Source organism: Bradyrhizobium sp. INPA03-11B, assembly GCF_040446015.1.
In the GTDB taxonomy this organism is placed as follows: Bacteria; Pseudomonadota; Alphaproteobacteria; order Rhizobiales; family Xanthobacteraceae; genus Bradyrhizobium; species Bradyrhizobium macuxiense_A.
In genome coordinates this window covers 1-13,671 of record NZ_JASGSR010000093.1, presented here as the reverse complement: position 1 = coordinate 13,671, position 13,671 = coordinate 1, and the positions used below count along the sequence as shown (strand labels likewise).

The window sequence follows — 13,671 nt, the reverse complement described above, 5'->3', positions numbered from 1 at the left end:
ATGGCCGCTTCCGCAAGCCGCGACGTCATCATCGGTATCGATGCCGGCACCTCGCTGATCAAGGCGGTGGCGTTCACGCTGGCCGGCGAGCAGCTCGCCGATGTCTCGCGGCCGAATGCGTATAGCAGCCTGGCCGGCGGCCATGTCGAGCAGGATATGGCGCGGACCTGGACCGATACGGTCGCAGTCATTCGCGCGGTCGCGAAGTCGGTGCCTGATTTGTCCGCGCGGATCGCGGCGATCGCGGTGACCGGGCAGGGCGACGGCACCTGGCTGATCGACGACGACGGCCGGCCGGTTGCGCCGGCGCTGCTGTGGCTGGACTCGCGCGCCGGGCGGCTGGTCGAGGAGATCCGCTCAAGCGAGCGCAACGCGCCGCTCTACCGCCGCACCGGCTCCGGGCTCAATGCTTGCCAGCAGGGGCCGCAACTGGCGTGGCTGCAGGCGCACAGACCCGAGACGATCGCCAGGGCGACGACGGCGTTCCATTGCAAGGACTGGCTCTATTTCCTGCTCACCGGCGAGCGCGCAACCGATCCGTCGGAAGCCACGTTTTCCTGCGGCGATTTCCGCAAGCGAGGTTTCGATGCGGAGACCGCACGGTTGATCGGTATCGACGACCTGGCGCGCCTGTTCCCGCCAGTCGTTGACGGTGCGGTCATGACGCATCCGCTCACCACGGCGGCGGCCATCGAGACCGGCCTGCCGGAAGGCGTGCCGGTCTGCCTCGGCTATGTCGACGTGATCTGCAACGCGCTCGGGGCCGGGCTCTACGATCCGTCACCCGATGTCGGCTGCACCATCATCGGCTCGACCGGCATGCATATGCGGCTGGTGTCGAGCGCCGACGCGGTGACGCTGAACCGCGAGGCAACCGGCTACACCATGCCGTTCCCGGTACCGGGTCACTATGCCCAGATGCAGTCCAACATGGCGGCGACGCTGAACATCGACTGGATGCTCGATCTCGCCTGCGACTTGCTGGCGGCGGAAGGCGTGACGCGCACCCGCGCTGAGCTGATCCGCCGGCTCGACGATCAGGTGCTGCGGGCCAAGCCCGGCGAGGTGCTGTTCCATCCGTTTATTTCAGATGCGGGTGAACGTGGCCCATTCGTCGCGCATGAGGCCAGCGCGCAATTCTTCGGCCTGCGCTCGCGCCATCGCTACGGCGATTTGATGCGCGGCGTGATGGAAGGCCTGGCCTTTGCCGCGCGGGATTGCTACGCCGCGATGGGCACGCTGCCGCGCGATGTCCGGATCACCGGCGGTGCCGCGAAAAGCCGCGCGCTCGGCGCCATCCTCGGGGCCGCGCTGGATTGTGACGTCCGGATCTGCAGCCGCGCCGAGGCCGGCGCCGCAGGTGCGGCGATGATCGCCGCGGTCGCGATCGATGCCCATCCCGACATGCGCGCCTGTGCGGAACAGTGGGTCACACCGCATCTGAGCGCGCCGCAATCGCCTGACGCCGCGCTGGCGAAGCGCTACGCCAGCATCTTTCCGACCTATCTCGATGCAAGGCTGGCGTCGCGGCCGGTCTGGAAGCGACTCGCCGCGCTGCGCGCCGGAGGCGACCATGTCTAAGTCCATCGCCATTATCGGTGACCGCTTCATGCTGCCGTCGATGTTCGCCGAACATATCCGGACCGCCTGCGGCAATGGCGTCGATATCCGTTCCCTGGAGCAGCCCTGGCCGGACGAGCCGATGGAGCACGGCTATGCCGGCTCGAAGCTCGATGGCCTGAAGGAATTCATGGGGCAGCCGGACGAGATCATCGACTTCATCGGCGATGCGGAACTGCTGGTCACGCATCTGGCGCCGATCTCGCGGTCGATGCTGGAGCGGCTGCCGAAGCTGAAGTTCATCGCGGTGTCGCGGGGCGGCCCGGTCAATATCGACATGCAGGCGGCGCGCGACCATAACGTGCTGGTGGTCAACACGCCCGGCCGCAATGCGAGCGCGGTGGCGGAGTTCACCATCGGCGCCATTCTTGCCGAGACGCGCCTGATCCGCAGCGGCCATGAAGCGCTGCGTGGCGGCGAATGGCGCGGCGATCTCTATCGCGCCGATCGCACCGGGCGCGAGCTCGGCGAGATGACGGTGGGCATCGTCGGCTATGGCGCGATCGGCAGCCGTGTGGTCAAGTTGCTGAAGGCCTTCGGTTGCAGGATCCTGGTCGCGGATCCCTATGTCCAGCTCAGCGCCCAGGACCGCAATGACGGCGTCGAGCATGTCGCGCTCGGTGAATTGCTCGGCCGCGCCGACGTCATCACGCTTCACGCGCGGGTGACGCCCGAGACCACCCGCTTCATCGGGCGCGACGCGCTGGCGCGGATCAAGCCGGGCGCGTTCCTGATCAACACCGCGCGGGGCCCGCTGGTCGATTACGAGGCGCTGCATGATGCGCTGGCATCGGGCCATCTCGGCGGCGCCATGCTCGACACCTTCGCGGTCGAGCCGGTCCCTGCGGACTGGCCGCTCCTGCGACTTCCCAATGTCACGCTGACGCCGCACATCGCCGGCGCCTCCGTGCGCACCGTCACCGTGGCCGCCGAGCAGGCGGCCGAAGAGGTTCGCCGCTTCCTGGCCGGCGAGCCGCCACGCAATCCGTGCTGAAGAGCAAGCCGTGCTGAAGAGAAAGGCAGTCCGAATGACCCGTGAGGAACGACAATTGCGCGAGGCCATCATCGCCAAGTGCCGATGGATGAATGCGTCGGGTCTCAACCAGGGGACATCAGGCAACATCTCCGCCCGCTACAAGGACCGGATGCTGATCACGCCGTCGGCGACGCCCTATGATTCGATGAAGCCGGAGATGATCGCGTCGATGCCGCTCGAGGGCGACTACGGCACGTGGGAAGGGCCGCTGCAGCCGTCGACCGAATGGCGCTTCCATCTCGACATCACGCGCGCCCGACCCGATGTCGGCGCCATCGTCCATACCCACTCGACCTATGCGACCGTGCTCGCGATCGCCCGCAAGCCGATCCCGGCCTGCCATTACATGATGGCGGCATTCGGTGGCACCGACATCCGCTGCGCCGGCTACGCGCGCTACGGCACCAAGGAATTGTCCGACCACGCGATCGCGGCGCTGGAGGGCCGCAACGGCTGCCTGCTCGCCAACCACGGCATGATCGCGCTCGGCGCCAATCTCGACAAGGCGATGTGGCTCGCGGTCGAGCTCGAGACCATCGCGCGGCAATACTACCTCTCGCTCGCGCTCGACTCGCGGATCATCCTGTCCGACGAGGAGATCGCCGACACCGCGATGGGGTTCTCCACCTATGGCCTGCAGGCGCCGAAGCCGAACAAGGCCCGCGCGACGGCCAAGGCGGCGCCGCGCCGCGCCGAGAAACGGCGTAGCAGCAAACGATGATGGGTACTGCGCCGGTCGCAGGCAGGGATCATGGACTGGTCGATATCGCGGTTATCGGTGGCGGCATCAACGGCGCCGGCATCGCTCGCGACGCGGCAGGCCGTGGACTGAAGGTCCTGCTCTGCGAGAAGGATGATTTCGCCGAGGGCACCTCGTCGCGTTCGGGCAAGCTGATCCATGGCGGGCTGCGTTATCTCGAATATTACGAATTCCGCCTGGTGCGCGAGGCGCTGATCGAGCGCGAAGTCTTGCTTGCGTCCGCGCCGCACATCATCTGGCCGATGCGCTTCGTGCTGCCGCATTCGCCGGAGCAGCGGCCGGCCTGGCTGGTCCGCACCGGACTGTTGCTCTACGACCATCTCGGCGGCCGCAAGCAGCTGCCGGCGAGCCGCAGCCTGGATCTGTCGCAGGCCCCGGAGGGCGCGCCGCTGCATCAGGAGTTCCGGCGAGGTTTTGAATATTCAGACTGCTGGGTCGATGACAGCAGGCTGGTGATCCTCAACCTGATCGATGCCGCGCAGAACGGTGCCTGCATCCTGCCGCGGACGCGGGCGGTGCGTGCGCGCCGGGACGGCGAGACCTGGCTGCTCGAGATGCAGGGCGATGACGGCACCGCGCAGGTCGTGCGGGCGCGCGCGCTGGTCAACGCCGCCGGGCCATGGGTGCAGGATGTCATCCAGGGCGTGACCGGGCTGAACTCCGCCCAGAGCGTGCGGCTGGTGAAGGGCAGCCACATCGTGGTCCCGAAATTCTGGGACGGGCCGCAGGCCTATCTGCTGCAAAATACCGATCGCCGGGTGATCTTCGTCAATCCCTATGAGGACGATCTCGCATTGATCGGCACGACAGATATTCCCTATCAGGGCCGCGCCGAGGACGTCGTGATCGGCGAGGACGAGACCGACTACCTGCTGCAGGTGCTGCGACGCTATTTCCGGACGCCGCCGCAGCCGAACGAGATCGTGCATGCCTTCTCCGGCGTGCGGCCGCTCTATGACGACAATGCCGACAATCCGTCGGCCGTGACGCGCGACTATGTGTTCGAGGTTCACGGCGCGGAGGGCGCGCCGCCGCTGCTCTCGATCTTCGGCGGCAAGATCACGACCTACCGCCGGCTCGCCGAGCAGGCGATGCAGCGCCTCGCACCGTGGCTTCCAAGACTGTCGCCGGCCTGGACCGCGCAACGGCCGCTGCCGGGCGGTGACATCGGCGGCAGCTTTGACGAGTTCTCGAAGGGGCTTGTGCGCGACTATCCCGATCTGCCGCAAAGGCTGATCCATCACTATGCGCGTCTCTACGGGACGCGCGCGCGCGAACTGCTCGGCTCGGCGCGCATCCTGGCCGATCTGGGCCGGCATTTCGGCGGCGATTTCTATGACCGCGAGGTGGCGTATCTTCGTGAGAAAGAGTGGGCCAAGAAGCCTGCCGATTTCCTGGATCGGCGCACCAAGCACGGCTTGCATTTGACGCCGGCGGAGCGGCTGGCGTTTGAGAGCTATATCTAGAACGCCATCTGCATCGAGATGCGACCGCAGGCTCTTCTAATCGAGCCGGTCGATCCATTGGTGGGCCCGGCAGGACTCGAACCTGCAACCAGACTGTAATGAGCGGCTGTTAGCCTGACCTGGGATAGGACAGGTCTCCTGCACCGTCGTCCGCTCTCGGCCCCGCGAAGACGATTGAAGATGAGATACGACCTGTCTGAAGTGAAAGGGCCAAAAGGCACTTTTGCGCGCGAAGTGCACCTCAATTCGTTTGTCACCCTGTAACTCATTGAAATTACAGAAAAATGCAACCTCTCTCCGAACGCGCCATAAACCCACAAGTCGCGTCGTCCTGCGCCGAATTATAGGGCCTTTACTCGGCCGGGAGATTTCGAGCGCGTCGACTGACGACATTTTTGGAGCTTCAAATCATATCCCACCGCGGCTGTCGTCTGCTCGTTGAGGAGCGCCTGATTCCGGGGGCGGAAAAGAAAAAGAATTGGTGGCGACGTGATGCATGCGATGATTCCGGTAGCGCTTGAAGGAGGCTCGATGGTCGCGGCATCCCCGTTCACTCCATCTCGCGCTCGCCGAGTCTTTCGTTCGACTTGACGGGCGCAATGGTTTCATCCGGAATAGCCGCTGCCGGTATTGGCTTACACAACACTTTGGCGAAACCAAATGATGATCAGCGCAGACGTGTCCAGCATACTGGATCGCATTCTCGATGCGGCAACCGACAACCTCAGGTTCGCGAAGATTCTGATTCAGATCGGTCTCGATCCCAATGACGTGACTTGGAACGCCATCTTCAGCCGCCTGCTGGAAATCTTTCTGCACAACATCACCCTGGCAAACATGTTCGCTTTGGTCGGTGCGACCTTCTTTGTCGCCACCCTTCTGACGCAGACCATGGTCCCGCTCCGGGTCGCCAACATGATCGGTTGCGTATTCTTTGCCATCTTCGGTGCGCTCACCGGAGCCATCACAACGTTTCTGCTTTATCTCCTGATGGTTCCCATCAACGCCTACCGCCTTCATCAAATGCTCGCTCTGGTGAAGAAGGCGCGCACGGCAACGCAGGGCGACATGTCGATGGAGTGGCTCAAGCCGTTCATGACCCAGCGCAAGTATCGCAAGGGCGAAATCTTGATGAAGAAAGGTGACGCGGCCAACGAAATGCTGCTGACAGTTACCGGCAGATTCCGAGTCATTGAAATCAACGTCGATGTTCCGCCGGGCCGCCTGATGGGTGAACTCGGTTTCCTCACGCCTGACAACCGCCGGACCGCGACCATCGAATGTATCGAGGACGGGCACGTTCTAACCATCACTTATGAAAAGCTGCTCGAGATCTACTTCCAGAACCCGCAGTTCGGCTATTATTTCCTTGTCTTGACGAGCCAGCGCCTCCTGGAAAATCTCGCGCGGGCCGAAGCCATCATCGCGCAGAACAAGATCGCGGTGCAGGCCGCCTCCGCGAGCTGACGGCGGAGGAGTACGAGGAGTGGCAAGCGGCAGGCGTTCCGCGCGGTCAGGTCAAAAAGCGGTCTATGACGGCAAAACCGGATGGCGGATCTTCCAGTACTGTCGCATCGACTCATCCTGCGAGTCGGTCCGACGCCCTCGCGAACGAACGAAAAGTACACGTATCTGGTGCGGTCGTCGCGCGACGGGCAACGAGGACCCAGTACGACACTGATATTCTTGGTGGGCCCGGCAGGACTCGAACCTGCAACCAGACCGTTATGAGCGGCCGGCTCTAACCATTGAGCTACAGGCCCCGCCGCCTTGCGGGCCGCTGGGGGCGGCCGGCAACGGTGCGGGCTCCGTTTACAGGCTGCGTCGGGTTTCGGCAATGCCGCCCCCGATCCGCCCATGACGGCTATTCGCGCCTCAGTCCACCGAGACGCCGGCGAACTCCACCACCTTGCGCCATTTCTCGGTCTCGTCGGCCACCAGTTTGCCGAATTCGGCCGGGGTCATCGGCTTCGGGATGCCGCCGACCTCGGCGAGGCGCGCCACCAGCTTGGGGTCCTTCAGGGCCTCGCCGACCGCCTTGTTCAGCGCATCGACGATCTCCGGCGGCGTGCCCTTCGGCACGGAGATGCCGTAAAAGCCGACCGCCTCGAAGCCCGGCACCGTCTCGGCGATCGCGGGCACATCGGGCACGCCGGGCCAGCGCTGCGGCGAGGTCACGCCGAGCGCGCGGACGCTGCCGCCACGCGACTGCTCCAGCGCCGACGGCAGATTGTCGAAGATCAGCTGCACCTTGTTGGAGATGATGTCGGGGAAGGCGATCGCCGATCCCCGATACGGCACGTGCTGCATGTCGCACTTGGTCATCGCCTTGAACAGCTCGGCCGACATGTGCACCGAGGTGCCGTAGCCGGACGAGGCATAGGCGATCTTGCCCGGATTGGCCTTGCAATAGTCGATGAACTCCTGAACCGTCTTTACCGGCATCGCATTCGAGACCACCAGCATGTTGGTGAGCTGCATGATGCTGGCGACCGGTGTGGTGTCGCGGAGGAAGTCGTAGGGCAGCTTCTTGTAGAGCGAGGTCGAGATCGCGTTGTTGGGCGCGACGAACAGCAGCGTGTAACCGTCTGCCGGCGAGTTGATCGCGGCGGCGGCTGCGATGTTGCCGCCGGAGCCGGTGCGGTTCTCGACCACGAATTGCTGGCCGAAATGATCCGACAGCCACTGGCCCATGATGCGGGCGACGATATCGACCGGGCCGCCGGCGGCAAACCCGATGATCCAGCGCACCGGACGGTTCGGATAGTCGGAGGCGGACGAGGGGGCCACCGAGGCAATGCAACAAATCAAACCAAGCAAGGCAGCACGTGCGAACCGGAACATCGTCTCTCCCGTCATTTTCTTGTGACTGTTGCCGTCATGGTTTCACAAAACGCTGCCTTTGCCTACGACCCCGCCCGTGCGACGATAGTTGGACTCGTGTGCAATGCTTGAGGCTCGGGATGAAATTCGCTGTTATGATTTGCGCCGGCGCGCTGCTGCTCGCGAGCGGCGCGGCGGCGCAAGAGGGGGGCAAGACCATTTCCAAAACCACGATCAGTTTCGCCACGGCGACGCCGGGTGGCGGCTTTCCGCTCTATGGCAATGCGCTTGCCGAGGTGATGAACGCAGCCGATGCGACGCTGTCGATCGAGCCGCGCAACACCAAGGGCTCCAATGAGAACATTCCGCTGCTCGAGGCCGGCAGCGTCGACATCGCAACCGTTGCGGGCGAGCCGTCCTACGAGGCCTTCATGGGCATCGGCCGGCCGAAGGCGACCAAGCTGAAGATCCTCACCGCGATGTATTCGAGCCCCGGCGTGTTCGTGGTCCGCGCCGACAGTCGCTACAAGACGATCCAGGATCTGGTCGGCCAGCCCGTCGCGTTCGGCGCCAAGGGCTCCGGCCTGCCGATCCTGTCGCGCTATATCCTCGACGGCATCGGGCTGAAGCAGGACGAGGACTTCAAGTCGATCTATCTCGATCGCGCCGGCGACGGACCCGCGATGGTCGAGGACGGCCGCGCGGCGGCGCTGTGGGGCGCCGGCATCGGCTGGCCCGGTTTCAGCAAGATGGCCGAGAGCGCGACCGGCGCGCGCTTCATCGCACCGACCGCGGACGAGATCGCCCGCATCCGCGCCAAGCACAGCTTCCTGAAGCCGCTGACGATCGCGGCCGGCAGCTATCCGAAGCAGACGGAAGCAATCTCTTCGGTCGGCTCCTGGAGCTACATCCTGGTGCGCGAGAGCCTGCCCGACGATGTCGCCTACCGGCTGGCGAAGACGTTGCACGGTGTCGAGGCTGATTTTTGCAAGAAGCTCGCCCAGGCCTGCGAGACCACGGCGGCGAACACCGTCGCCGCGGCGCCTGACATCAATCTGATCCACCCCGGCGTGCTCAGATATTTCCGCGAGATCGGGGTGGTGAAGTGATCTCTGCATGGACGCGTCGTTGCGTCTATGCAGAGGTCATTCCGGGGCGCGCGAAGCGCGAACCCGGAATCTCGAGATTCCGGGTTCGATGCTGACGCATCGCCCCGGAATGACTGCTGGCAGTTATTTCTTCACCATCGAACACGCCGGGTCCGGCGGACCGAATGCGTCCTCGCCTGAGATCTTGGCCAGGATCTTGTAATAGTCCCACGGATATTTCGACTCGGCCGGGGTCTTGACCTGCACCAGCCAGAGATCGTGCACCATCAGATTGTCCTCGCGCAGCTTGCCGTTGCGGGCGAAGAAATCCTCGACCGGCTTCTCGCGCATCTTGGCAGCGACCTTGAGCGGATCGTCGGTGCCGCTGTCCTTGATCGCGTTCAGATAGGCGGTCACCGAGGAGTAGACGCCGGCCTGCCACATCGTCGGCATCCGGTTCATCTTGGCGAAATAGCGCTTCGACCATTCCCTGGTCTTGTCGTCCATGTCCCAGTAGAACGAGGTGGTCAGCAGCAGGCCTTGCGCGGCCGACAGTCCGATCGAGTGGACGTCGGTGATCAAGGCCAGCAGCGCGGCCATCTGCTGCCCGCCGGCAAACACGCCGAACTCGGCGGCGGTCTTGATCTCGTTGGTGTTGTTCGGCGGTCCGCCGGCAATGCCGATGATCTTGGCCTTCGAGGCCTGCGCCTGCAGGATGAAGGATGACAGATCGGGCGTCGCAAACGGCGGCCGCACCGCGCCGAGCACCTTGCCGCCGTTCTTGGTCACGATCGCGGAGGCATCCTTCTCCAGCGAATGGCCGAACGCATAATCGTCGGTGATGAAGAACCAGCTGTCGCCGCCGCGCTTCACCACCTCCTGCGCGGTGCCGACCGCGAGCGCACGGGTGTCGAACACCCACTGCATCGCATAGGGCGAGCAGAACTTGCCATGGAAATCGGTCGCGCCGGTCGAGTGCGTGATGAACAGCTTCTTCTTCTCGTTGGCGATGTTCTGCACCGCGAGGCCGACCGCCGAGACCGGCACGTCGACGATGAGGTCGACCTGATCGACGTCATACCAGCGCCGCGCGATGGTCGCGCCGATATCAGGCTTGAGCTGGTGATCGCCGACGATCACCGAGATGGGCTTGCCGAGCACCTTGCCGCCGAAATCGTCGACCGCCATCTGCGCGGCGGTGACCGAGCCCTGTCCGGTCGGCGTCGACGCCGGGCCGTTCATGTCGGTCAGCACGCCGATCTTGACGATGTCGTCGGATACCTGGGCCGATGCGGCCGAGGAGGCCAGCAGCGCGGCTGCGAGCGTCCCGAACACGGCTAGTCTGGTGGCGATCATTCTGTCTCCCTCCTGAACTGGCGCATTGGCCATTATGGTTGTCCCGGGCCTCTGGAACCCGGTTATATTGGTTTCTTTTGCAACTATATTGGGGGCTCCGTCAACGCGCCATCGGTCTAATGGAGGTCTCCCGGACCGGTGCGAGGCAGTTTCTTTCGGGGCCGATTCAGTCCATAGCGGGCCATGGTCACTGCCCAGCGCCTTCCGGCTTCGCTCACCCCGCTCGATGCGGCGCTGGCCGCCGTGCTCTTCGACCTTGCGCCGGTCCAGCCGATCGAGCTGCCGCCGGCCGAGGCCTTGCGATGCATTGCCGCCGAGATGCCGGCCATGCGCGCCTATCCGCCGCATGATGTCGCGGTCGGCGACGGCTGGGCGATGCGCGCCAATGACCTGGTCGGTGCATCCTCCTATGCTCCGCTGCTGCTCGCCGCGCACCCGGTCTGGGTCGAGGCCGGTGCGGCGATGCCCGACGGCACCGACTGCGTGGTCGACGCCGATGCCGTCGATAGCTCCGGTCCGCTTCCGCAGGTACTCGCCGAAGCCATCCCGGGGCAGGGCGTCCGGCGTGCCGGCAGCGACATTGTCATCGGGCCCGCCGTGACGCCGACAGGCGAGCCGCTGCTGCCGCGTCATCTCCTGCTCGCGCGCGCGGCCGGAGTGGCGCGCTTCCGCGTCCGGCGGCCCCGGCTTCGCATCGTCAACATCTCCAACGGTGAGCTGACCGCGCAGCTGATCGCTGACACTGCGCGGTTCGCGGGCGCTGCAATCGTCTGCGCCGAGACGGCGCCGGATGTGACCGCGATTGCCAACGCGCTCGCGGCAGATGATTGCGACCTGATCATCACGATCGGCGGCACCGGCGTTGGGCATACGGATGCGACGGTCAACGCCCTGGCGGCGCGCGGCACGCTGATCGCGCATGGCATTGCCCTGCAGCCAGGGCGCACCGCCGCGGTCGGTCGGATCGATGCAACGCCGGTCGTCGCTCTGCCGGGCGCGCCGGATCAGGCTTTCGCGGCCTGGTGGGCGATTGCGCTTCCTCTGCTCGACCGCCTGTCGGGCCGGCGCCCGCGCCAGACGCTGGCGCTGCCGCTGGAACGCAAGATCGCCTCCGGCGTCGGGATAGCTGAGGTCGTGCTGCTGACGCGTCAGCAGGGGAGCTGGGCCACGCTTGCGATCGCCGACCTGTCGCTCGACGCCATCGCGCGCGCTGAAGGCCTGCTGATCGTGCCCGGCGGCGCGGAGGGCTTCGCTGCGGGCACGGTGGTCGATGCCTATATGTTGCGGGAGTGAGTTCCCGAGATGACCCAACCATTCACGCCGAAACCGAATCCCTCCGTCGAGCAGGACCAGTTCCTGACCATCCTGTCGCGCGAGGAGGCGATTGCGCGCTTTGAGGCGGCGCTGTTCCCGCGTCAATTGCCGTCGGAGACGCGGCGGCTCGCCGATGCGCTCGGCCGTGCGCTGGCGGAAGACGTGATGGCGCCGATCGACGTGCCGCCGTTCGATCGCTCCAATGTCGACGGCTTTGCGGTGCGCTCGGCCGATCTTGCGCGCGCAGGCGAGGGCGCGCCGGTGCAGCTCAAATTGAATGACGAGACCATCGCCTGCGGCACCGCGCCGAGCCTGGCTGTGGTTCCGGGCACTGCGACCGCGATTGCGACCGGCGGCCCGGTGCCGCGCGGCGCCGACGCGATCGTGATGGTCGAGCACACCCAACCCGCCGGCCAAGGAGGCAGCAACGACGCCATCGAGGTCCGGCGTGCGGCATCGCCGGGACAGTTCGTGTCCTATGCCGGCTCCGACATCGCGCGCGGCGAGGCACTGCTGCGCGCGGGAACGATCATCGGCTCGCGCGAGATCGGCATGCTCGCGGCCTGTGGCGTCGCCGAAGTCTCGGTGGTACGCCGCCCGCGCGTTGCGATCCTCTCGACCGGCGACGAATTGGTGCAGCCGGGCGAGGTGCTGCGGCCGGCCGCGATCTACGACACCAATGGTGCGATCGTTACCGCGGCGATTGCCGAGAACGGCGGTGACGCGTCGTTCCTCGGCGCGATCGCCGACAATGAGGCGATGCTGGAAGCCGCGATGCGCAAGGCGCTGGCGGACAGCGACATGCTGGTGCTGTCGGGCGGGACCTCCAAGGGCGCGGGCGACGTCTCGCACCGGATCATCGGACGGCTCGGCAAGCCCGGCATCATTGCGCATGGCGTGGCGCTCAAACCCGGCAAGCCGCTGTGCCTTGCGGTCTGCGACGGCAAGCCGGTGGTGATCCTGCCGGGCTTTCCGACCTCCGCGATGTTCACCTTCCACGACATGATCGTGCCGGTGCTGCGGCGGTTGGCCGGCCTGCCGCCGCGCTCCGATGCCAAGGTCGCTGCGAGGGTGCCGGTGCGCATCGCCTCCGAGCTCGGGCGCACCGAGTTCGTGATGGTGTCGCTGGTCGAAGGCACTGATGGCCTGATCGCCTATCCCGGCGGCAAGGGCTCGGGCGCGATCACGTCGTTTGCGCAGGCCGACGGTTTCCTGAAGATCGAGGCGCTGGCCGACCAGTTGCCGGCCGGCAGCGAGGCCGAGGTGACGCTGTTCACGCCGCACGTGCGGGTGCCCGATCTCGTCATTATCGGCAGCCATTGCACCGGGCTCGATCTCGTCACCGCGCCGCTGGCGCATGCCGGCCTCGTGGTGCGTTCGATCGCGGTCGGCAGTCTCGGCGGGCTCGCGGCCGCCAAGCGCGGCGAATGCGATCTTGCCCCGATCCATCTGTTCGACGACAAGACCGGGACCTACAACACGCCGTATCTGGACGATGGGCTCGAGCTGGTGCCGGGCTGGCGGCGCATGCAGGGCATCGTGTTTCGCCGGGACGACACGCGCTTTGCCGGCTTGAGCGCAGGGGAGGCGGTGCGCGCCGCGCTCGCCGATCCCGCCTGCATCATGGTCAACCGCAACCAGGGCGCCGGCACCCGTATCCTGATCGATCGCTTGCTGGCCGGCAGCCGGCCCGACGGCTACTGGAATCAGCCGCGCTCGCACAACGCCGTTGCGGCCGCAGTGGCGCAGCATCGCGCCGACTGGGGCATGACCATCGCGCCGGTTGCACACGCGTCCGGGCTCGGTTTCATTCCGCTCGCCGAAGAGCATTACGACTTCGCGCTGGTCACGGCGCGCAAGCAACGGCCCGCGGTGCAGGCCTTTCTCGACGCGCTGGCATCGGAGGAGGGCCGCGCTGCGCTGACGGCGGCGGGGTTTAGGCCGGCGTAGTGCTCCGCATCCACCGCTGTCGTCCCTGCGAAAGCAGGGACCCATACTCCGCGGCGGCTGTTGTCGAAGAGACTCGTCGTTCCGGCATCGCTCACCAATCACCATTCGTGGTTATGGGTCCCTGCTTTCGCAGGGACGACGATGAGGATGGTCCTCGACTCAAGGTGTCAAACAACGCGCTGTCATCACCCGCGCATGCGGGTGATCCAGTATTCCAGAGACGGCGGTGCTTGAGCCGATAGGCCGCGGCGTACTGGA

At 65.6% G+C, this 13,671-nt stretch carries 10 protein-coding genes and 1 tRNA gene; 8 read left to right on the top strand and 3 right to left on the bottom strand.

What is annotated here, in order from left to right:
* From QMZ05_RS29765 to QMZ05_RS29745, 5 genes are all read left to right on the top strand, one after another.
* Complete coding sequence (locus tag QMZ05_RS29765) at nt 1–1,581, top strand: FGGY-family carbohydrate kinase (RefSeq protein WP_353703999.1); 1,581 nt, start codon at nt 1–3, stop codon at nt 1,579–1,581.
* Complete coding sequence (locus tag QMZ05_RS29760) at nt 1,574–2,614, top strand: 2-hydroxyacid dehydrogenase (RefSeq protein WP_353703998.1); 1,041 nt, start codon at nt 1,574–1,576, stop codon at nt 2,612–2,614. The genes QMZ05_RS29765 and QMZ05_RS29760 overlap by 8 nt, the downstream gene beginning before the upstream one ends.
* Nucleotides 2,615–2,648: 34 nt before the next feature.
* Complete coding sequence (locus tag QMZ05_RS29755) at nt 2,649–3,377, top strand: class II aldolase/adducin family protein (RefSeq protein ID WP_353703997.1); 729 nt, start codon at nt 2,649–2,651, stop codon at nt 3,375–3,377.
* On the top strand, nt 3,374–4,882 hold the full coding sequence (locus tag QMZ05_RS29750; protein ID WP_353703996.1) for a glycerol-3-phosphate dehydrogenase: 1,509 nt from the start codon (nt 3,374–3,376) through the stop codon (nt 4,880–4,882). Before QMZ05_RS29755 ends, QMZ05_RS29750 begins: the two co-directional genes overlap by 4 nt.
* A 660-nt stretch (nt 4,883–5,542) precedes the next feature.
* Nucleotides 5,543–6,349: a cyclic nucleotide-binding domain-containing protein gene (locus QMZ05_RS29745; RefSeq protein WP_353703995.1), complete on the top strand. Its 807-nt coding sequence runs from the start codon at nt 5,543–5,545 to the stop codon at nt 6,347–6,349.
* 220 nt (nt 6,350–6,569) lie between these two features.
* On the opposite strand, the gene QMZ05_RS29740 is transcribed toward QMZ05_RS29745, so the two are convergent.
* Both QMZ05_RS29740 and QMZ05_RS29735 read right to left on the bottom strand, forming a co-directional pair.
* Nucleotides 6,570–6,645 (bottom strand) — tRNA-Ile (locus QMZ05_RS29740).
* 112 nt (nt 6,646–6,757) lie between these two features.
* On the bottom strand, nt 6,758–7,726 hold the full coding sequence (locus tag QMZ05_RS29735) for a tripartite tricarboxylate transporter substrate binding protein (protein WP_353703994.1): 969 nt from the start codon (nt 7,724–7,726) through the stop codon (nt 6,758–6,760).
* 119 nt (nt 7,727–7,845) lie between these two features.
* Here QMZ05_RS29735 and QMZ05_RS29730 point away from each other — a divergent pair, with 119 nt between their 5' ends.
* Nucleotides 7,846–8,814 carry a TAXI family TRAP transporter solute-binding subunit gene (locus QMZ05_RS29730; protein WP_353703993.1) on the top strand — a complete coding sequence of 323 codons (969 nt, stop codon included), beginning with the start codon at nt 7,846–7,848 and terminating at the stop codon, nt 8,812–8,814.
* Between the two features lie 123 nt (nt 8,815–8,937).
* Here QMZ05_RS29730 and QMZ05_RS29725 read toward each other — a convergent pair whose 3' ends face one another.
* Entirely contained in the window at nt 8,938–10,149 is a 1,212-nt protein-coding gene (locus QMZ05_RS29725; RefSeq protein WP_353703992.1) for an ABC transporter substrate-binding protein, read from the bottom strand.
* 183 nt (nt 10,150–10,332) lie between these two features.
* On the opposite strand from QMZ05_RS29725, the gene QMZ05_RS29720 reads away from it, so the two are divergent.
* Together QMZ05_RS29720 and QMZ05_RS29715 are read left to right on the top strand one after the other, a co-directional pair.
* Nucleotides 10,333–11,442, top strand: coding sequence for a molybdopterin-binding protein (locus tag QMZ05_RS29720; RefSeq protein ID WP_353703991.1), 1,110 nt, complete (start codon nt 10,333–10,335; stop codon nt 11,440–11,442).
* Nucleotides 11,443–11,451: 9 nt separating this feature from the next.
* Nucleotides 11,452–13,413, top strand: a complete 1,962-nt coding sequence (locus tag QMZ05_RS29715; RefSeq protein WP_353703990.1) for a molybdopterin biosynthesis protein — start codon at nt 11,452–11,454, stop codon at nt 13,411–13,413.
* Nucleotides 13,414–13,671 lie beyond the last annotated feature (258 nt).

Bases quoted from the DNA above. Each gene is read 5' to 3' on its own strand.
- QMZ05_RS29765 (WP_353703999.1), top strand. From the start codon at position 1: ATGGCCGCTTCCGCAAGCCGCGACGTCATCATCGGTATCGATGCCGGC.
- QMZ05_RS29760 (WP_353703998.1), top strand. From the start codon at position 1,574: ATGTCTAAGTCCATCGCCATTATCGGTGACCGCTTCATGCTGCCGTCG.
- QMZ05_RS29755 (WP_353703997.1), top strand. From the start codon at position 2,649: ATGACCCGTGAGGAACGACAATTGCGCGAGGCCATCATCGCCAAGTGC.
- QMZ05_RS29750 (WP_353703996.1), top strand. From the start codon at position 3,374: ATGATGGGTACTGCGCCGGTCGCAGGCAGGGATCATGGACTGGTCGAT.
- QMZ05_RS29745 (WP_353703995.1), top strand. From the start codon at position 5,543: ATGATGATCAGCGCAGACGTGTCCAGCATACTGGATCGCATTCTCGAT.
- QMZ05_RS29735 (WP_353703994.1), bottom strand. From the start codon at position 7,726: ATGTTCCGGTTCGCACGTGCTGCCTTGCTTGGTTTGATTTGTTGCATT.
- QMZ05_RS29730 (WP_353703993.1), top strand. From the start codon at position 7,846: ATGAAATTCGCTGTTATGATTTGCGCCGGCGCGCTGCTGCTCGCGAGC.
- QMZ05_RS29725 (WP_353703992.1), bottom strand. From the start codon at position 10,149: ATGATCGCCACCAGACTAGCCGTGTTCGGGACGCTCGCAGCCGCGCTG.
- QMZ05_RS29720 (WP_353703991.1), top strand. From the start codon at position 10,333: ATGGTCACTGCCCAGCGCCTTCCGGCTTCGCTCACCCCGCTCGATGCG.
- QMZ05_RS29715 (WP_353703990.1), top strand. From the start codon at position 11,452: ATGACCCAACCATTCACGCCGAAACCGAATCCCTCCGTCGAGCAGGAC.